Here is an 18,922-nt window from a genome sequence, read left to right as displayed (position 1 = left end):
TCCAGCTCTGCGGAAAACAAAGGAGATGAGAAAGTGAAAGCACGCCTACTGGGAGGCATTGCCGCACTGCTTTTGGCAGTCATTGGCACCGTTTTGCTGGTCACCTACGTTCAGGGGGCCGACAAACGGGCGCAGCAAGGGCTCGATCCCGTCAATGTCCTGGTTGTCAAGGAAAGGATCCCTGCCGGCACAAAGGCTGAGGATCTCGGAAACAAAGTCAAAACTGAAAGCCTGCCGCAGTCCGCGGTGGCGCCTGGCACCATCAATGCCCTAGGTGATCAGAAGGGCAAAGTCACCAGCGTTGACCTGCAGCCCGGTGAGCAGCTTCTGGGCGTGAAGCTGGTCAATCCCAACGAGCTTGTTCCGGGCACCGTCCCTGTCCCTGAAGGACTTCAAGAGGCCACGTTTGTTCTGGCACCCGAACGAATCCTCGGCGGACGCATTGAGGCCGGGGATACAGTCACCGTCTTCGCCTCGTTCAAGCTCGACGAGGCGGTTTCTGCCGGCGCAGGTTTGCCTGCCGGCATGACAGGTTGGAAAGACTTTACGGAACTGCTCTACCATGACGTCCTCGTGACTGCTGTTCAGCAGGCTGCTCCCAACGCTGAAAAGTCCGCAGGAACCGAAAAAGGCGTGGCTCTCCCTAACGGTTCTGCTTACGTCACAGTGGCCCTCAGCGACGCGAACGCCGCCAAGATGGTCTTTGGCGCTGAATTTGGCACTCTCTGGCTCTCCAAGCAGACGGATAAGACAGTCAAGAGCGATCCACCGACGACGACCTTCGGAGGGCTGGTCCAATGAGCCGCTTCGTAGCCATCACAGCCGTTCGGGATTTCGAGGGACGCGTACGTCAGGCTATCTCCGGGGGCCTGCACGGAGAACTCCAGACGCTCTCGCCAGATGTCCTGCACGTGGGCACAGAAGAAATCTTCAAGCAACTGACTGGAGCCCCACCCGAGGTCATGATCCTCGGTCCTGGCGTATTCGCTGATGACGCCTTCAAATTGGCTACAGTCATCGATCTGCAATACCCGGAGATTAGCCTCCTTATGGCAACCGAGCCAAACGCAGACATAGTCTTGAAGGCTATGCACTCAGGGGTCCGGGACATTGTGGCACCCGAAGCCGACGTCAACGAACTCCGCGTACTGCTCGAACGTGCCTGCTTGGCTTCAGCGAGCAGGCGGCGCGGGATGCAAGCCGCTGCAGAGTCAGGGCAGGAGCGTGGGCGGGTCATTGCCGTCATGTCGCCAAAGGGTGGAGTCGGAAAGACAACGGTGGCTACCAACCTCGCCGTTGGCTTGGGAGCGTTCGCACCCATGAGTGTGGTGATCGTGGACCTGGACCTGCAGTTCGGGGACGTCGCTTCCGGCTTGCTGTTGGAGCCTGAACATTCCATCACCGAGGCAGTCCACGGGGCTGCAGCCCAGGATTCCATGGTTCTCAAAGCGTTCCTCACCGTTCATCCCGCAGGAATCTATGCTTTGTGCGCACCACAGAAGCCTTCCGACTCGGACTACATCACGGCTGATCATGTCACCAGACTGATTAATCAGCTGGCCACGGAATTCAAGTATGTGGTTGTGGATACTGCCCCGGGGCTCGGCGAGCACTGCCTTGCCACACTGGAACTCGCTACCGATGGAGTCTGGGTCTGCGGGATGGATGTCCCTAGTATTCGCGGGCTCCGCAAGTGCTTCAGCGTCCTCAAGGAGCTACAACTGCTGCCGCAGGGCCGGCACACCGTGCTGAACTTCGCTGACCGGAAGAGCGGCCTTTCAGTCCAGGATGTTGAGGCCACCATCGGGGTTCCGGTCGACACTGTGATTCCCCGTTCGCGAACACTCCCCTACTCAACAAACCGGGGCATTCCCGTATTGCAGGGAACGGTCCGGGATTCGGCCATCAAGGGCCTGAGAAAGTTGGTTCAACGTTTCGACCCCCAGTTTGAATCCGTGCCCCAGACCAAGCTGCACAGAAGGGTAGTGGTGTCATGAAACTGTCCGAGAGGCTCTCGAGGAATAGCCCGCTGGCCGTGGCTAGCCCTGTCGGAACCGATTTCTCTGGCGGCACTACCGCGGACCAGAGCGCAGGGTTACCCGAGGCAGCCCCAATGTTGGGTGGGTCGCCAGCCATCCCTGCCGTCGATGCTTTGGCAGGCCTTAAGCAACGTGCGGCCTCTGCGCTGTTCGAGCGTATGGGCAACCGAATTGGTGATACGTCAACCTCCGAAGAGGAACTCCGTTCCTTAGCGGTGGATGAGCTCTCCGCCGTCATTGACGACGAACAGGTTCCCCTGTCTCCAGAGGAGCGACGACGGCTCATCCGTGAGATCGCTGATGAAGTCATGGGCTTCGGCCCGCTGCAGCGACTGCTGGAAGACCCCTCGATCACCGAGGTAATGGTCAACCGCTATGACCAGATCTACGTGGAACGGCATGGACAACTGTCATTGACGGAACTGCAATTCAGTTCGGACGAGCATCTGAGGAAGGTGATCGAACGCATTGTTTCCAAGGTTGGACGCCGCATCGATGAATCCTCGCCCTTGGTGGACGCACGCTTGGAAGACGGCTCCCGCGTCAACGCCATCATTCCCCCGCTCGCGGTCAACGGTCCTTCGCTCACCATCAGGAAGTTCAGCCATGTGCCATTGACTGTGCGGAACCTCATCGACTGGGGCTCCATGAGCCAGGAGATGGCTGAATTGCTGAGTGCCTGTGTCCGCGCTCGACTGAACGTCATCGTCTCAGGCGGCACGGGCACGGGAAAGACGACACTCCTGAACGTGTTGTCTTCATTCATTCCGGCGTCTGACCGCATCGTCACCATCGAAGATGCCGTCGAGTTGCAGCTTCAACAGCGGCACGTCGTCCGTCTGGAAAGCCGGCCGCCAAATATCGAGGGGAAGGGTGCCGTCACCATCCGCGACCTGGTGCGTAACTCGCTCCGCATGCGTCCCGATCGGATCATTGTGGGCGAGGTTCGCGGCGGTGAGTCGTTGGACATGCTGCAGGCGATGAACACCGGCCATGATGGATCCCTGTCCACCGTCCATGCCAACTCCCCCAGGGATGCGATTGCGCGGTTGGAGACGCTGGTACTGATGGCTGGAATGGACCTTCCCCTTCGAGCCATCCGGGAACAGGTCTCCTCCGCCGTCGACGTCATCGTACAGGTGACACGCCTTCGCGACGGCAGCCGCCGCATCACGCACGTCACTGAGGTACAGGGGATGGAAGGAGACGTAGTGACCCTCCAGGATGCTTTTATCTTCGATTATTCGGCCGGACTGGATGCGCAGGGCCGCTTTCTGGGCAAAGCGGTTCCGACCGGTATCCGCCCTCGGTTCCTCGACCGTTTCGCGGAGCTGGGAATCTCCGTATCACCGGCGACATTCGGCGTACTCCCCGTCCCGACTGGAAGGAAGTAGCCATGGATTCGCCAGCCACCTTCGCCGCCGCCATTGTATTATGTTTTGCCGCCATCTTTGTCCTGATGGGCGTGGTGTTGAAACCAAGACGGGCCACCATTCCCCTCGACCGCCGGAGGCTTGAGAGCTCACCGGATATGTCAGGCGTTGGACGTGTTTCCGAGTCCGCTGTTCGCTTGGTGGATTCCGCACTCGGCAAGTCCGGGGGTCCTTTCAACCGTGAAGTCTTGTACAACGCAGGAGTGAAGCAGGCCCCGGCCGACGTCACCGTGGTAGTTGCAATCGCCTCACTGCTTTTCGGCTTCTTCGGGTGGCTCGTCCTCAATCCAGTGATGGGTGTACTGCTGGCTGTCGGCACACCTTTCGGAGCAAAGTTGCTTCTGGTCGTCAAGAGGGACAAACGCCGTGCCAAGTTTGAGACCCAACTGACGGACACTATCCAGATGTTGATTGGCGGGCTTCGCGTGGGCCACAGCATCATGCGAAGCCTCGAAGCGGCTGCCCATGAGTCCCAAGAACCCACGTCCGAGGAGCTCTCGAGAATCGTCAATGAGGTCAGGATCGGCAAGGATCCGCGACAAGCTCTGGAAGACTCAGCTGTGCGCACGGACAGTGAAGACTTCCGTTGGATTGGCCAAGCCATTCAAATAAACCGCGAAGTGGGCGGTGATCTTGCAGAGGTCCTGGAGCAGGTGGGAGGAACCATTAGGGAGCGCAGCGAAATCAAGGGGCACATACGTTCCCTCAGCGCGGAAGGAAAGATGTCCGCACTGATCCTCATGGCTTTACCTGTAGTGGTCGCTGTGGCCATGACGTTCATCAATCCGAGTTACGTGAAGGTGTTCGTCGACCATCCGTTGGGCAACGTCATGGTAGTGCTCAGTTTCGTCATGTTTGTTATTGGCGGTTTCTGGATGAGCCGCACCGTGAAGATCAAGTTCTAGGAGGCCGTCATGACTCCCATCGCATGGCTCATCGTCGCCATTATCGTGCTCCCCCTGGCCTACCTCGCGTGGTCAATGGCAACCATAGATCGCAAAGGCATCGTGGCGATCCAGACCAATCTTGGTTCAGGGTTTGCCCAAGGTTCCGGTGTCAGCGTGCAACGCCCACCGGTCCTGCTGGGGGTTGCACGTAAACTTACACCCGGCAGCTATGAAGCCAAACTGGACCATTGGCTCGCCGTCGCCGGGCGTCCAGCGTCGATGCCGCTGACCAAACTCATAGCGATCAAACCTGCGCTTGCAGTAGCAGGTGCACTCTGTGGAATCTTGCTCTTCCTGACCAGTCCCGGTCCCGGTCTCGTAGCGCTGGGATTGTTCCTCACGGCGCTTCTGTACTTCATTCCCGATCTGTTGATCTACAACGCGGGCCTCAAAAGGCAGGAAGCCATCAAGCTCGAATTCCCGAACACCCTCGACCAGATGCTCATATCGGTCGAAGCTGGCCTGGGGTTTGAAGCAGCGATGGAGCGCGTCTCCTCACACGGAACCGGCCCCCTTGGACAGGAGCTTATGAGGACCTTGCAGGACATTCAGGTGGGCCGACCCCGTCAGGAAGCCTACGAAGCTTTGGCCGAACGATGCACGGTGCCGGACATCAGAAGTTTCGTTCTCGCCGTGATCCAAGCAGACAAGTATGGCATCGGCATCGCGAATGTCCTGCGTGCCCAAGCCAAGCAAGCGCGCGTCAAGCGCCGACAAAACGCAGAAGAAAAAGCGATGAAGTTGCCTGTCAAGGTGCTATTTCCTCTGCTCTTCTGTATCTTCCCTGTGCTGTTCATAGTCCTTCTGGGGCCCGCCGCGATCAGGATCATCCAAGCATTCAGCTGATGCTCCAGCGGGAAATAGACCGGCCGTCCGCGGATCCCAGACCACGGGCGGTCACCATGGCCCCCTTCCGGTACCCAGAGCCGGGAGGGGGTCCTCCAACGCCCAGGTCCAGAAAGCAGCAACGAAGGAACTACTCCCGTCTGGCCCGCGTCAGCTCAGCCCGCGCAAGCAGCTCGTCATCCGAGGGGTAGGCGACTTCTTCGAGAACCAGCGGGTGCGGCGCAGCGAGCAAGGACTTCGGATCACGCGCCCGTTCCAGAAGGCGTTCGTGCAGCCACTCCGGAGGCTCAAGTCCCTCCCCCACGCGCAACGTGGATCCCACTAGGGAGCGCACCATGTTGTGGCAGAAGGCATCCGCCTGCACAGTGGCAACGATGATGCCGTCCGCTCCCCGCGAGAACGAGAACTGCTGCAGCTCGCGGATGGTGGTGGCTCCCTCACGGGGTTTGCAGTAGGAACGGAAGTCCTGCAACCCCAGCAAGAGTGACGCACCTGAGTTCATCAGGGACACGTCCAACGGCGCTTTGTGCCACAACGTAATCCCCCGCAGCACAGGATCCCAGCGCTCGGTGCCGTCGGCAATCCGGTAGCTGTAACGACGCCACAACGCAGAGAACCTGGCGTCGAAACCCTCCGGCGCCAGCCCGGCGTCGTGCACTTCGATCGCGCCGGTCAGGTCCCCGAGCACGCGGCTCAATGCACCGCGAAGGCGGCGCTGGAGCGAAACCGCAGGATCGACGTCGTGACCGCGGGTCAAACCCAGCCACTCGGCGGACGTGAAGTCGATGTGAACCACCTGTCCGCGGGCGTGGACACCTGCGTCCGTACGCCCGGCCACGGTGACCCGCACAGGCCTGCGCACCAGGAGGGCCAGTGCCTCCTCCAGTGCACCTTGGACTGTCAACAGTCCGGGCTGGACCGCCCATCCGTTGAAGGGGCCGCCGTCGTAGGACAGGTCCATCCGGATACGCAAAAACCCGCCGCCCTCCGAAACGGGGGCAGCGGGTTTTTGTTCGTTCATAGACTCAAGTCTACTGAAATTTACTTCTTGTCCTCATCGGCCGGAGCCTCTTCGGTCTGAGCTTCTTCAGTCTCGGCAGCTTCAGCAGCCGGAGCCTCTTCAGCATCGGGGGCCTCAGCAGCTTCGGTCTCAACAACCTCTTCCTCAGCAGGAGCTTCGGCAGCCGGAGCAGCCTTGGCAGCGGCAGCGGTTGCTTCAGCAACTACAGCCTGCTTGGGGGAAACGGGCTCGAGAACCAGTTCGATGACAGCCATGGGAGCGTTGTCGCCCTTGCGGTTGCCGATCTTGGTGATACGGGTGTAGCCACCGTCACGGTTGGCAACAGCGCCGGCGATGTCGGTGAACAGCTCGTGGACAATGCCCTTGTCGCTGATCAGGCCGAGGACACGGCGGCGGGAAGCGAGGTCGCCACGCTTGGCGAAGGTGACCAGACGCTCTGCGTACGGCTTGAGGCGCTTGGCCTTGGTAACCGTGGTGGTGATGCGCTTGTGCTCGAAGAGCGCTGCTGCCAGGTTCGCGAGCATCAGGCGCTCGTGAGCCGGGCCGCCTCCGAGGCGCGGACCCTTAGTGGGGGTTGGCATAGTTATTTCTCCTGTTGTGTAAGCCGGCCGGGTCCATCACTGGACCCGTCGACCAAGATCTGCTTTTTAGAGCTCGTCGTCGCTGAACGCGGCGTCGTCCTCTTCGATGGCTGCGGCGCGGGCTGCGAGATCGAAACCGGGAGGGGAATCCTTGAGGGACAGACCCAGTTCGACGAGCTTTGCCTTGACCTCGTCAATGGACTTCGCACCGAAGTTACGAATGTCCATCAGGTCAGCCTCGGAGCGGGCAACGAGTTCACCCACGGTGTGGATGCCCTCACGCTTGAGGCAGTTGTAGGAACGGACCGTGAGGTCCAGATCCTCGATCGGCAGAGCCATATCAGCTGCCAGGGCAGCGTCAGTCGGCGACGGGCCAATCTCGATACCTTCAGCTGCGGTGTTCAGCTCACGGGCCAGACCGAACAGTTCCACCAGGGTGGTGCCTGCAGAAGCAACAGCGTCACGCGGAGCGATAGCCTGCTTGGTCTCGACGTCGACAATGAGCTTGTCGAAGTCGGTGCGCTGCTCAACACGGGTAGCTTCCACGCGGAAAGTTACCTTCAAGACAGGCGAGTAGATCGAGTCGACCGGGATACGGCCGATCTCGGAGTCGCCGGACTTGTTCTGAGCTGCCGAAACGTAGCCACGGCCGCGCTCGATGGTCAGTTCGAGTTCGAACTTGCCCTTCGAGTTCAGAGTGGCAATGTGCAGATCCGGGTTGTGGAATTCGACGCCGGCCGGCGGAGCGATGTCCGCGGCGGTGACGACTCCGGGGCCCTGCTTGCGCAGGTACGCAACAACCGGCTCATCGTGCTCGGAGGAAACCGAAAGGTTCTTGATGTTCAGGATGATCTCGGTGACATCTTCCTTGACACCCGGAACCGTGGTGAACTCGTGCAGCACGCCATCGATCCGGATGCTGGTTACAGCAGCACCGGGGATGGAGGAGAGCAGGGTACGGCGGAGGGAGTTTCCGAGGGTGTAACCGAAGCCCGGCTCCAGCGGTTCAATAATGAAACGGGAGCGGTTCTCGGCTACAACTTCTTCAGACAGGGTGGGGCGCTGTGCAATGAGCACTTAGGTTTCCTTTCGGCGAGCATCCGCTATATGACGCAACACAGGTGGTGGAAATCGGCTTCGGTTTCCAGCCTGACCAGCCGGACCATGCTTGTGGATTCACAAGCAGGCCCGGCCGTCAGGCAGGTGCAACCTAATTAGACGCGGCGGCGCTTCGGCGGGCGGCAACCGTTGTGGGCGCTGGGGGTGACGTCCTGGATGGAGCCAACCTCGAGGCCAGCAGCCTGAAGCGAACGGATTGCGGTTTCGCGTCCCGAACCCGGGCCCTTGACAAAAACGTCAACCTTGCGCAGACCGTGCTCCTGAGCGCGCTTTGCAGCAGCTTCAGCAGCCATCTGGGCGGCGAACGGGGTGGACTTACGGGAGCCCTTGAATCCAACCTCACCGGCGGAAGCCCAGGAGATCACAGCACCGGTCGGGTCCGTGATGGACACGATGGTGTTGTTGAAGGTGCTCTTGATGTGCGCCTGTCCAAGCGCAATATTCTTCTTATCCTTGCGACGCGGCTTACGAACCGCTCCACGAGTCTTCGGGGGCATTATTTCTCCTACAGAAAGTTATCGGGGGAAAACCAGGTCAATCCCGAGGGATTAACGTCCGGCCTTCTTCTTGCCGGCGACGGTGCGCTTCGGGCCCTTGCGGGTACGAGCGTTGGTCTTCGTACGCTGACCGCGTACGGGCAGGCCCTTGCGGTGGCGCAGGCCTTCGTAGCTGCCGATCTCAACCTTGCGGCGGATGTCAGCGGCTACCTCGCGGCGAAGGTCACCCTCAACCTTGTAGTTGCCTTCAATGTAGTCACGCAGCTGGACCAGCTCGGCGTCGGTCAGGTCCTTGACGCGGACGTCAGGGCTGATGCCGGTGGCAGCCAGGGTTTCGTGTGCACGGGTCTTGCCCACGCCGTAGATGTAAGTAAGCGCAATTTCCAACCGCTTTTCGCGGGGAATGTCTACGCCAGCGAGACGAGCCATAGTGGCGGTACTCCTTGAATAAACCGGAGGTCGTAGGCAGTACACCCGCACTGTCAGTGCGGCCCCAGCCTCCGACCGGGGGTACGCTGTCCGGGCTCTGTAAAGCGTCCCGGGTCAGCTTGTGCTGCCTTTATTTACTTGCGTGGGTAGCAACCCAGGTTTGCCCTCGCGGGCGCTGATTCCCTTGCGGGGAATTAGCCCTGGCGCTGCTTGTGGCGCGGGTTCTCGCAGATCACCATGACCCGGCCGTTACGGCGGATCACTTTGCACTTGTCGCAGATCTGCTTGACGCTCGGCTTGACCTTCATGGCGTTCCTTTGCGTGTTTTGCAGTTGATCTGCTGGAGCGGCCCAGGCATAGCCTCAGTCGCCCAGCAATTTACTTGTAGCGGTAGACGATACGACCACGTGTGAGGTCGTATGGGCTCAGCTCCACCACTACGCGGTCCTCGGGGAGGATTCGAATGTAGTGCTGACGCATCTTCCCAGAGATGTGTGCGAGAACGACGTGCTTGTTGGTGAGCTCAACACGAAACATCGCGTTGGGCAGCGCCTCAGTCACAACGCCCTCGATCTCAATGACCCCGTCCTTCTTGGCCATATCCTCCGCTAACTGTTGTTTGCCGCAGTCCTCCGGTTAGGCACCGGCGATCCAGCGGACGTTTTTTGTTTGCTTTGGTCTTCTTGGAACCACCACACCAAAAAGGGCGTGACGGTACAGACAACCAACAGACAACTTTACGCCACAAAGGCGGGAAAGTTAAATCCGCCATGGTAGCGCAACAACTCCGGCGCGTCACTCCCCGGCAGCGTTGTATGCAGGGAAGGTACCTGCCGCCGTCGTGATGCCTTCGGCCGCAAGGACGCCATCAAGGACTGCCATCCGGACAGCTTCCGCCGCCGCGCTTTGCAGCGTGATCAGCGAAACCTGCCGCGCCTGTTCGGTGCTGCGGTCAAGCCCGACGGCGCCGGTCGCCAACGCGAAAACAGTGTCACCGTCGGCGAGGGTGTGGGAGGGGTCCACGGCGCGCGCGAGCCCGGCATGTCCGCTGTTGGCTGTCCGCTTGCACTCGGCGACGTCCAGGACCGCGTTCGTGGCGATGACGACGAGCGTGGTGTTCAGCCCGCCCTGGTGGCCCTGCACAACCGGGCCTGCCCCCACCGGCGCGCCCAAAGCATTGACCACCGCCAAGGCACCAACCACGACTCCCCCATCCAGCGTGATCGACGCCGTCCCCACGCCGCCTTTGTACTGTCCGCGGGCAACTACGGCTCCGGTACCGGCGCCAACGTTTCCGCGCCCGACGGCGGCATGGTCGCCTGAGGCGAAAGCTGCGGCAGCTGCCTGGTAGCCCATGTCCGCGTCGGGCCGGGCATGCACGTCACCGCCGCGCCCGAGGTCGAAGATCGCCGCAGCGGGAACGATTGGCACCACGGTGCCCGGGACGGAGAATCCCCTCCCTTGTTCCTCGCACCAACGCTGCGCCCCATACGCCGATACCAGCCCGAATGCGCTCCCACCGGTGAGGACCACGGCATCCACAGTGGGCACCAATGTGGTGGGATCCAAGGCGTCAGTCTCGTGCGTGCCGGGTCCACCACCACGCACGTCCACCGAACCCACGGTTCCCGGAGGCGGAAGAACCACAGTCACGCCGGTCAGCCATCCGTCGCCGATCTTTTGTACCTGCCCTACGCGGATGCCGGGAACGTCGGTTATCTGACCCATGGCTCCATTCTCCACCCGCAGCGTCGCACTCCAACTGGTAGCCCGACCTCACGTAAGAACACTGCGGGAACTATCCGTAAACAGGCCCGTAAAAGTTAGCCAACTATCGCTTGAATGTCCCCGTTTGGCTCATTGCGGGCTATTCGGCGTGGTGAGCTAGGGCTGTCTCCGCCGCCCCGGTCCGGGCCCGGCACGAATAACCCGCCTCACAACGTAAGTGATCCATGACTACCCGACTCGTAAACAACTGGTCCGGCCGCAGCCGCAAGGATTTCGTCGTATTCCTTGCCATGGCACTGCCGAACCTGGCCCTGATCGCCACCTTCACCTACTGGCCGCTCATCAACAACATCTACTACTCCACGCTGGACTGGACGCTCGGTTCGGCCTCGGCCACTGTGGTGGGCCTGCAGAACTACGTCACGTTCTTCACCGGCGAGGACGCTCCGAAGGTCCTGGGCACCACGGCGGTCTTCACGGTCGTCACCGTGGGTGGCTCCATGATCCTGGGGCTGCTTGTCGCCCTGGCGCTGAATTCCAAAGTCAGGGGCACCACGTTTGCCCGGTCAGTGGTCTTCGCACCGTACGTGCTCTCCGGCGTCGGCGTCGGATTGGTATGGCTTTTCATCTTCGACCCCGGCTACGGCGTCCTGGCCTGGATCCTCCGTGGCCTGGGGCAGCAGAGCCCGCAGTGGATGAACGATCCGCAGTTGTCATTGGTGATGGTGATGATCGTCTACGTCTGGAAGAACCTGGGCTACTGCGCCGTGGTCTACCTCGCCGGGCTGCAGTCCCTGCCACGGGAGGTCATGGAAGCCGCTGCACTGGACGGCGCCAACAACGTGCGCCGGTTCTTCAACATCTCGGTTCCGCTGCTGTCCCCCACCACGTTCTTCCTGCTGATCACCACCATGCTCAGTTCCCTGCAGGCCTTCGACCTGATCCGCATCATGACACCACTCGGAAACGGGACCAGCACCTTGATTTACGAGGCCTACCTCCAGGCGTTCGGCGCCTATAACCGGGCTGGCTACTCGGCAGCCATCTCCGTGGTGCTCTTCGCCGTCCTCCTGGTCATTACGGTCCTCCAACTGCGCTTTGTTGAGCGAAAGGTCCACTACTCATGAGCGCCCAGTCTCCCGCCGCCGTCGTGCCTTCCAACGAACCGCAGCACAACGAGCCGCAACCCCGCACGCCACAGCCCCACGAGCCGCAACCCGTGCCCCGGCCGTTGTCCAGGACGAACCTAATCCAAACGTTTGCCGCCGGCTACGTCCCGCTGGTCCTCACCACGTTGGTGGTGTTCCTGCCCCTGTTGTGGATGGTGCTCAGCTCCTTCAAGCAACCCGGCGAGATCGTCACAACCGACCTGAAGATCCTTCCGGACTCCTTGAATCTGGAGAACTACGCCACGGCGATGACCACGGTCCCGTTCGCGCAGTTCTTCGCCAACAGCCTGGTCGTTACCACCGTCGGCTCCACCATCAAGGTGGTCCTTGCCATTCTGACTGCCTACGCCCTGGTGTTCGTCCGGTTTCCGTTCAAGAACGTGATCTTCGTGCTGATCCTGGTGGCCCTCATGGTGCCGGCCCAAGTGTCCATCCTGCCCAACTACATCCTGGTCGCAGGCATGGGCGGAAAGAACACCCTGTGGGGCATCATCCTTCCGGGCCTGGGAACAGCGTTCGGCACGTTCCTTCTCCGCCAGCACTTCCTGACCCTTCCGCCATCCATCCTTGAAGCCGCAGAAATCGACGGCGCCGGGCATTGGCGGCGGTTGTGGCAAATCATCGTTCCGGTTTCCCTGCCCTCTGTGGCCACCGTTGCCCTGGTGACCGTGGTCAGTGAATGGAATGACTACATCTGGCCGCTCATCATCACCGATCGACCGGAAACCATGACGCTGCCGGTAGGCCTCACCCTGCTCCAAAACTCCGAAGGAAACGGGGCCGGCTGGGGAATCCTCATGGCGGGCGCGGTTCTGGTGATCGTCCCCATCCTGCTGGTTTTCGCCGCACTGCAGCGCTACATCGTCGCCGGCCTCACCCAAGGCAGCGTCACAGGCTGACATTCCCCGGCCACACCAATTCGCATCGTAGGAAGTAAGTGAGAGGAAGCACCATGCGCACCAATCTTGACCGTCGGCATTTCCTTGGCCTCGCAGGCCTGGGTGCCGGGGCCGCGGCATTAACTGCCTGCGGCGGGCCATCCACCGCGGGTCCGGGGACCGCCGTCGAATCTGCTGCCGTCGACTTCACCAACGTCAAGCCGGCCGCCTCGTTCGATTTCTGGACCAACCACCCGGGCAAGTCCCAAGACGTGGAAAAGGCCATCATCAGCAAGTTCCAGGCACAGTTCCCCGACATCAAGGTGAACCTGGTGACCGCAGGCGCCAACTATGAGGAAATTGCGCAGAAGTTCCAGACTTCCCAAGCCGCCAAGACCGGACTTCCCGGCCTGGTTGTCCTCTCCGATGTGTGGTGGTTCCGGTACTTCTCCAACGGCAGCATCATCCCGATCGACAATCTGGTGAAGCAGCTGGACATCCAGCTCGACGACTTCCAGAAGTCCCTGGTTGACGACTACAAGTACGACAACCAGCAGTGGGCCCTGCCATACGGCCGCTCCACCCCGCTTTTCTACTACAACAAAGACCACTTCAAGGCCGCAGGCCTTCCCGACCGGGCTCCGGCAACGTGGCAGGAATTCGCCGAGTGGGCTCCCAAGCTGAAAGCCTCCTCCGGCGCGCAGTACGCCTACATTTATCCCGCGCTGGCCGGCTACGCGGGCTGGACCTTGCAGAACAACCTCTGGGGCTGGGGCGGCAACTGGTCCAAGGACTGGGAAATCACGTGCGATTCGGACAAGTCGGTTGCCGCGCTGCAGTGGGCCCAGGACTCGATCTATAGGGACGGTTGGGCAGGCGTTTCCTCCAAGGAGGCCGCAGACGACTTCGCCGCCGGCATCACCTCGGCAACCATTTCCTCCACGGGTTCCCTGCTGGGCGTCCTGAAAGCAGCCAAGTTCAACGTGGGAGTCGGCTTCCTGCCGGGCGGTCCCGAGGCAACCACCGAAGTCTGTCCTACCGGTGGCGCCGGGTTGGGCATTCCGAGCGGTATCAGCAAAGAGGAGCAGCTCGCAGCCGCGACGTTCCTCAAGTTCATGACGGAGCCGGAAAACACGGCCGCCTTCTCGGCCGCAACGGGTTACATGCCCACGCGCCTGTCCGCCGACATGTCAGCTGTACTGGCCGCCACGCCCCAGATCAAGACGGCCATGGACCAGCTCGCTGTCACCCGTGTCCAGGACAACGCCCGGGTGTTCCTTCCCGGCGCCGACCAGGAAATGGCCAAGGCGGCAGCCAAGATCCTCACCCAGCAGGGTGACGTCAAAGCAACGATGACCGAGTTGAAGAAGACGCTCGAGGGCATCTACACCAAGGACGTCAAGCCCAAGCTGAAGGGCTGAAACCCTTGGGAAAAGGAAGTGCGGGGTTGCATGGGCAGCCCCGCACTTCCTTTTGACTCTTTGTTATGGCAACGCCAGGCCGGTTGACACCAGCAGGGAAAGTCAGGGGATGGGTACCGGCACGACGCCGAGCGGCGCAAGGTTGGCTGCCCCGCCGTCCGGCGAGGACAGGACCCAAATGCCCTTTTCATGGACGGCAACGGAGTGCTCCCACTGGCACGAGCGCTTGCCGTCGGTGGTGACTACGGTCCAGTCGTCATCCAGGGTCGCCGTTTCAATGCCTCCGCGCACCAGCATCGGTTCGATGGCCAGGCACAGGCCGGGCCGGATCTTAGGGCCACGGTGGCTGGTGCGGTAGTTCAGGACATCCGGGGCCATGTGCATCTCGGAACCAATCCCGTGGCCGACGTAATCCTCAAGGATCCCGAGGGGCTTGCCTGGCACTGAGGACACGTAGTCATCGATCGCATTGCCGATGTCTCCCACGAACTTGCCCTTGGCCAGACCGGCGATGCCGTGCCACATGGCGGCCTCGGTGACATCGGAAAGCCGCTGGTCCTCGGGGTCAGCGTTTCCAACGATCACGGTGCGGGCCGAGTCCGAGTGCCAGCCGTCCACGATGCAGCCGCCGTCGATCGAGATGATGTCCCCGTCTTCCAGGACCCTGTTGCCGGGGATTCCGTGGACGACTTCCTCGTTGACCGAGGTGCAGATGGTTGCCGGGAAGCCGTGGTATCCGAGGAAGTTGGACTTGGCGCCGGCATCGTTGAGGACGGCAGCAAAGACGTCATCGAGGTCCTTGGTGGTGACACCTGCCTTGGCTGCTGCAACCGCTGCGTCAAGGGCACGGCTAAGGACCAGTCCTGCCTCGTGCATCTTGCGCATCTGCTGGTTGGACTTGTATTCAATGCGGGGCTGACCGAACGCCATGTTCTCCTCTGGATGTTCCCACGAGCGCCGATCAGGCCCCGTGCTCCAACCATTTTCGCGCATCCGAGAGCGTGGTCGAAATTGGTTCGACCCCAAGCCCCTCGCGAAGCCTGTCCAAGCAATAGGTGCGCTCCCGCCCGAGTTGGCTCACGGCATAGCGGGTCAGCCGCGGCGGAGTCCCCGTTGCCATGGCAGCAGCTTCGAAAAAGCCGGCCACGGCCATCGCCACGGCCTCCGGAATATACCGGATGCCCGTGTGCGGGTGGCCCGTCACGTCAAGGACCTCACGCAGCACTGAACCGAGCTCCACAGGCTCCGCATCAGCCACATTTACGGCCCCGCGGAGTTCGGACCCGCAGGCTGCGAGCGCGGCGGTAGTCAAATTGTCGATATGCGTCAGCTGATGCCTCACGGTGGGACGCCCGACGCTGAGGAGCCGTCCGCGCCGGATGTTGCCGATGAGCCGTGGCAACAGCGTCCGGTCGCCTTGGCCGTAGACTCCGTGTGGCCGGAGGGACAAGGCGTTGCCGTGCTTGCGTGCTTCGATGTCGGCCAGCGCCTTGCTGCGCCCGTAGGCGTTCAGGTGCTTGGACGCGACCTCTTCCTCAACGCGGTTCACGCAGGACTCCCACCAGGGGTAGACGCTGGAACTTGAGATATGGACCAGGCGCGTCCGCGCATAGGCCTCGCTGAGGGCCCGCGTCCCCAGGACATTGACCCGGTGAAACATCCGGGGGTCGCCCCAGTCCGCGACGTGGGCACCGGCATGCACGACGGCGTCAACCTCCGGCAGGCGCGCTGGCGGACGGTCCGCGAGGTCCCAGTATGCATAGCCCGGGTCCCGGCGACGCGCGAACCTTACAACCTCCCATCCCTTGACTTCAGCGGCCCGGGCGATCGCTCCCCCGACGAAACCCGTGGCACCCGTAACGGCGATCTTCATGCCGGGCCCACCAGAGCCGCTGCGTCTATAACCGCTCCGAACTGCTGCCTGAGCGCTTCACGATCCGGCTTCCGGTGCCGCCCGCTGACCGGCATATTGTCCAGGACTTCGATGCGGTCCGGGAGTGCCGATTCGTCGATGAGTCGCGGTAGCTCCTGGCCGAGCCGGGCCTTCAGAGCCGCGGCCGACTGACCGGCCCGCGGCACAACCGCCAGCCACACGGATTCGTCACCGATGCCGTCCGGAACACCTACCATCGCCGCTTCAGCGACACCCGCCACGCCGGCGATGACGGGTTCATACAAAGCGGGGTAGATGTTGGTCTTGCCCCGGATGATCATGTCCTTCTTGCGTCCGATCATCACCAGCCGTGGCCGCGCCCCGGAGCTGGTGGACGCACCCCGTGCCCTGGAGCTGGTGGACGCGCCCCGTGCCCCCGCCCCGTAGTCGAGCCTCACCAAGTCTCCCGTCGCGTGTTCGATCATTGGGTCCTGGCCCAAATAGCCGTGGCACATGTTGGGCCCGCGGGCGAACAGTTCGTGGTCCTCACCGAGGCGGATTTCGACGGCGGGCAGCGGTTCCCCGAGGAAGTCGCCCTCACCACGGCCATCCTGTGTGAGGTGCCCGGCGTCAGCTCCGGAGGCGAAGGCAAGCTTCTCCCTGCCGTCCGCTATTGCTATGGGCAGAAGCTCGGTCATTCCGTAAATGAGCTTGAAGTCCACATCGGGCAAGACCCGCATGGCCCGCTCCAGAAAAGGTGCCAGAACGGGGGCCGCTCCCAGCATCACAGTTCCCAAGGTCTTCGGAAACGTGACCTCCCCACGCTCAATCCCGTCGAGGATGGGCGCCAGCTGCGACGGCACCAGGAAAAGGTGAGTGGCGCCGTCGTACGTTGACCTTTTCCCGGCGACCGGCCCAAGTTCGCCGGCCAACCGAAGGGGGTCGATGTGCGCCGAAAAGCCGTACGAGGGCATTGTCCAGTGCGCCCCGGCGATCAAGGCCGGCAGGCCCATCATGAGCTGCTCCGAGTGGATACGGTCCCCGTCGCTGAAGGTGCATTTGGTGCTCAACTGCTGGAAACCGGCAGCCAAGGAACCGCGGGTATGGACAACACCCTTCGGTGCTCCCGTGGTTCCGGAGGTGAAGATGATCACCGCTTCCTGGGCGGGATGGTGCCCGGGCTGTCCCTTGGTGGTGCCAGTAGTCAGGGGACGTCTCAGCGTCTTCACCGGGGTAGCTCCCCGGGGCACCCCCGGCATCCAAGGTCCCGAATAGTAGTGGCGGACGTCCATCGCGCCGTAATCGGGCAGGAGCAGGCCACGCCGACGTGCCAGGGGGCGGATGGGGCTCCTGGTACTCACTGCGTAGAGAAGCGATTCGGCAGCCGCCCAACCCGGCGCGGCCAGCTCCGCCCTGTCCCGGAACAACGAAGGACCGATGCCGGGGTCAATGAACACCACCGACCCTCCGGCCCGGACGGCACCCAACGCGAGGATGAACGCGGCCGGACTCGGCCTTACCGAGAAGAGCATCCTTTCACCCTTGCCAAAGCCGTCGGCCTGCAGGCGCACCGACGTTGCTTCGATGCCTTCCATCAGCTGCCGGTAGGTGATGGTCGGACCGGGCCTCACTGACACCTTGCCGCCGGGCCGATTCCTGGTCCTGCCCGGAGCTGTGATGGCGGGATTGTCCGGGACACGTTCAGCCGCCGCGTAGACGGCGGCAATGAGGTCAGGGCTGTCCTGCCCGCCGGTGATTTCAGAGGGCATTGGCGAGCTCCAGCTTCCGGTAGCCCGGAATCAGCACACGCGTGCTGACCGCCCGGGAGGCGATGGCCCACGGCCTCTGCGCAAATCTGTCCAGGAGAACCTCCAAGGTTGCAGTGATCTCCGCCATGGCCAGCGGCATGCCGATGCAGAAATGTGGTCCTGCCCCGAACCACAACTGGCGCGCTTGGGCCGGGATGGGTTCCCCCGGGTTGAAACCACCCAGGCTCTTGGCAGCATGGATGGTGGACAACAGGATCCGGTCCCCGGTGCGCACAGCCGTTCCTCCGATGTTCCCGGGGGCAACGGCGTTTCGCAGCATCATGGGCGACGGCACCGTGAACCTCAAGGACTCGTTCACGGCTGCCCCCATTCCCGACCTGTCCGCAACCAGTTCCTCGACGCGTCCGGTATCGGCAAGCAACGCCACCAGCCGGGGCACGAATGACACGAGCGTTTCCGTTCCCACCATCACGAAGGCACTGATGATGCCCATCGCTTCGTCTTCGCTCATGCCCAGCCCGCGGAGCCGACCCGGGAAGGTTTCAGGGTCTCCCTCGCGGTAGGCGCTTCGGGCAGGTCCTGCGAGAACCTCGACGGCGGCCCTCCCCTTGGCAGCCTGCTCCGGCGTCAGGGTTGGGCGACCTAAACGAACCAAGGATGAGATGGAGGACCCTAAATCGAAGAGTTCCTTGTTCGGCAGTCTGCCCGGAGCATGGTCCGGAACGCCCAGCAACCGTGAGATGACGCCGCCCGCCAGTTCCTTGACGCAGTCCACCAGGTCCACCCGTCCCGGCCCGTCCAAGTCGTGCTCAACGCGGACCTTCAACGCAACGGATGCCGGTTGGACGATTTCCGCCACCGAGGCCGGAGTGAACAAGTCAGCGAGCTTCCGCCTTAGCTCGCGATGCTCTGCGCCGTCCATGTTGACCAGTGCCTTCGGGCCTACGACCGGAGTCCAAAGACCTCCGGAGGCAGAGGGCCCGTTCTTTACGAAGCGTTCACCGTCCAACAGCACATCACGCACCAACCGTGCTTCACTGACCAGGACACCCAGCCCCGGGATCCTCATCACCGGTTTCGCGGCGCCCAGCGATCGGATGGTCGGGTACAGCAAGGGATGCGCTCCGAGGTGGACGCGCCGTTCCCAGCGCTCAGCGGTTGCAACTGACATG

Annotated in this window: 20 protein-coding genes; 8 read left to right on the top strand and 12 right to left on the bottom strand. The window is 62.0% G+C overall.

All coding sequences use genetic code 11. The annotated features are described in order from the left end of the window. Window positions 1-33 precede the first annotated feature (33 nt). The 5 genes from HMI59_RS06320 (at window position 34) to HMI59_RS06300 (ending at window position 5,265) form a co-directional block, all read left to right on the top strand. Window positions 34-801 carry a Flp pilus assembly protein CpaB gene (locus HMI59_RS06320; RefSeq protein ID WP_193593153.1) on the top strand — a complete coding sequence of 256 codons (768 nt, stop codon included), beginning with the start codon at window positions 34-36 and terminating at the stop codon, window positions 799-801. Then, window positions 798-1,997, top strand: a complete 1,200-nt coding sequence (locus HMI59_RS06315; protein WP_193593152.1) for an AAA family ATPase — start codon at window positions 798-800, stop codon at window positions 1,995-1,997. Before HMI59_RS06320 ends, HMI59_RS06315 begins: the two co-directional genes overlap by 4 nt. Before the next feature lie 116 nt (window positions 1,998-2,113). Then, window positions 2,114-3,433, top strand: a complete 1,320-nt coding sequence (locus tag HMI59_RS06310; RefSeq protein WP_227471547.1) for a CpaF family protein — start codon at window positions 2,114-2,116, stop codon at window positions 3,431-3,433. Between the two features lie 2 nt (window positions 3,434-3,435). Next, window positions 3,436-4,377: a type II secretion system F family protein gene (locus tag HMI59_RS06305; RefSeq protein ID WP_193593150.1), complete on the top strand. Its 942-nt coding sequence runs from the start codon at window positions 3,436-3,438 to the stop codon at window positions 4,375-4,377. Window positions 4,378-4,386: 9 nt separating this feature from the next. After that, window positions 4,387-5,265 carry a type II secretion system F family protein gene (locus tag HMI59_RS06300; protein WP_193593149.1) on the top strand — a complete coding sequence of 293 codons (879 nt, stop codon included), beginning with the start codon at window positions 4,387-4,389 and terminating at the stop codon, window positions 5,263-5,265. A 130-nt stretch (window positions 5,266-5,395) separates the two neighbouring features. Here HMI59_RS06300 and HMI59_RS06295 read toward each other — a convergent pair whose 3' ends face one another. From HMI59_RS06295 to HMI59_RS06260, 8 genes are all read right to left on the bottom strand, one after another. Further along, a complete protein-coding gene (locus HMI59_RS06295) occupies window positions 5,396-6,286 on the bottom strand; it encodes a tRNA pseudouridine(38-40) synthase TruA (protein ID WP_071416230.1) in 891 nt (296 codons plus the stop codon). A gap of 20 nt (window positions 6,287-6,306) precedes the next feature. Further along, entirely contained in the window at window positions 6,307-6,867 is a 561-nt protein-coding gene (rplQ, locus tag HMI59_RS06290) for a 50S ribosomal protein L17 (RefSeq protein ID WP_193593148.1), read from the bottom strand. A gap of 66 nt (window positions 6,868-6,933) precedes the next feature. Next, window positions 6,934-7,944: a DNA-directed RNA polymerase subunit alpha gene (locus HMI59_RS06285; protein ID WP_021472436.1), complete on the bottom strand. Its 1,011-nt coding sequence runs from the start codon at window positions 7,942-7,944 to the stop codon at window positions 6,934-6,936. Between the two features lie 137 nt (window positions 7,945-8,081). Then, window positions 8,082-8,483, bottom strand: coding sequence for a 30S ribosomal protein S11 (gene rpsK / locus HMI59_RS06280; RefSeq protein ID WP_021472435.1), 402 nt, complete (start codon window positions 8,481-8,483; stop codon window positions 8,082-8,084). A 51-nt stretch (window positions 8,484-8,534) separates the two neighbouring features. After that, window positions 8,535-8,912, bottom strand: coding sequence for a 30S ribosomal protein S13 (gene rpsM, locus HMI59_RS06275; RefSeq protein WP_021472434.1), 378 nt, complete (start codon window positions 8,910-8,912; stop codon window positions 8,535-8,537). A 194-nt stretch (window positions 8,913-9,106) separates the two neighbouring features. Beyond that, window positions 9,107-9,220 carry a 50S ribosomal protein L36 gene (rpmJ, locus tag HMI59_RS06270; RefSeq protein ID WP_011775570.1) on the bottom strand — a complete coding sequence of 38 codons (114 nt, stop codon included), beginning with the start codon at window positions 9,218-9,220 and terminating at the stop codon, window positions 9,107-9,109. Window positions 9,221-9,290: 70 nt separating this feature from the next. After that, the gene (gene infA / locus HMI59_RS06265; RefSeq protein ID WP_011775571.1) at window positions 9,291-9,512 is read right to left on the bottom strand and encodes a translation initiation factor IF-1; all 222 of its coding nucleotides are present in this window, start codon (window positions 9,510-9,512) and stop codon (window positions 9,291-9,293) included. A 195-nt stretch (window positions 9,513-9,707) separates the two neighbouring features. Further along, a complete protein-coding gene (locus HMI59_RS06260) occupies window positions 9,708-10,640 on the bottom strand; it encodes a P1 family peptidase (protein ID WP_193593147.1) in 933 nt (310 codons plus the stop codon). A 224-nt stretch (window positions 10,641-10,864) separates the two neighbouring features. Between HMI59_RS06260 and HMI59_RS06255 the strand changes: the two genes are divergently transcribed. From HMI59_RS06255 to HMI59_RS06245, 3 genes are read left to right on the top strand one after another with little or no spacing between them, the layout of a single operon-like run. Further along, a complete protein-coding gene (locus HMI59_RS06255) occupies window positions 10,865-11,767 on the top strand; it encodes a carbohydrate ABC transporter permease (protein WP_193593146.1) in 903 nt (300 codons plus the stop codon). Further along, window positions 11,764-12,708, top strand: a complete 945-nt coding sequence (locus HMI59_RS06250; protein WP_193593145.1) for a carbohydrate ABC transporter permease — start codon at window positions 11,764-11,766, stop codon at window positions 12,706-12,708. Before HMI59_RS06255 ends, HMI59_RS06250 begins: the two co-directional genes overlap by 4 nt. A gap of 53 nt (window positions 12,709-12,761) precedes the next feature. Next, on the top strand, window positions 12,762-14,108 hold the full coding sequence (locus HMI59_RS06245) for an ABC transporter substrate-binding protein (RefSeq protein WP_193593144.1): 1,347 nt from the start codon (window positions 12,762-12,764) through the stop codon (window positions 14,106-14,108). 102 nt (window positions 14,109-14,210) lie between these two features. Here the strand turns inward: HMI59_RS06245 and map are convergent, their stop codons facing one another. From map to HMI59_RS06225, 4 genes are read right to left on the bottom strand one after another with little or no spacing between them, the layout of a single operon-like run. Further along, on the bottom strand, window positions 14,211-15,038 hold the full coding sequence (gene map, locus HMI59_RS06240) for a type I methionyl aminopeptidase (protein ID WP_193593143.1): 828 nt from the start codon (window positions 15,036-15,038) through the stop codon (window positions 14,211-14,213). 31 nt (window positions 15,039-15,069) lie between these two features. Next, entirely contained in the window at window positions 15,070-15,981 is a 912-nt protein-coding gene (locus HMI59_RS06235) for an NAD(P)-dependent oxidoreductase (RefSeq protein WP_193593142.1), read from the bottom strand. Continuing rightward, window positions 15,978-17,750 carry a class I adenylate-forming enzyme family protein gene (locus HMI59_RS06230; RefSeq protein ID WP_193593141.1) on the bottom strand — a complete coding sequence of 591 codons (1,773 nt, stop codon included), beginning with the start codon at window positions 17,748-17,750 and terminating at the stop codon, window positions 15,978-15,980. Before HMI59_RS06230 ends, HMI59_RS06235 begins: the two co-directional genes overlap by 4 nt. Beyond that, window positions 17,740-18,921 (bottom strand): cytochrome P450, encoded by a 1,182-nt coding sequence (locus tag HMI59_RS06225; protein ID WP_193593140.1) that lies wholly within the window; start codon window positions 18,919-18,921, stop codon window positions 17,740-17,742. The genes HMI59_RS06230 and HMI59_RS06225 overlap by 11 nt, the downstream gene beginning before the upstream one ends. Between the last annotated feature and the right edge of the window lies 1 nt (window position 18,922).

Source organism: Paenarthrobacter sp. YJN-5 (genome assembly GCF_015040095.1).
GTDB classification, from domain to species: domain Bacteria; phylum Actinomycetota; class Actinomycetes; order Actinomycetales; family Micrococcaceae; genus Arthrobacter; species Arthrobacter ureafaciens.
Note: the sequence above shows the minus strand (reverse complement) of the source record. Positions and strands in the feature narration are given on the sequence as shown.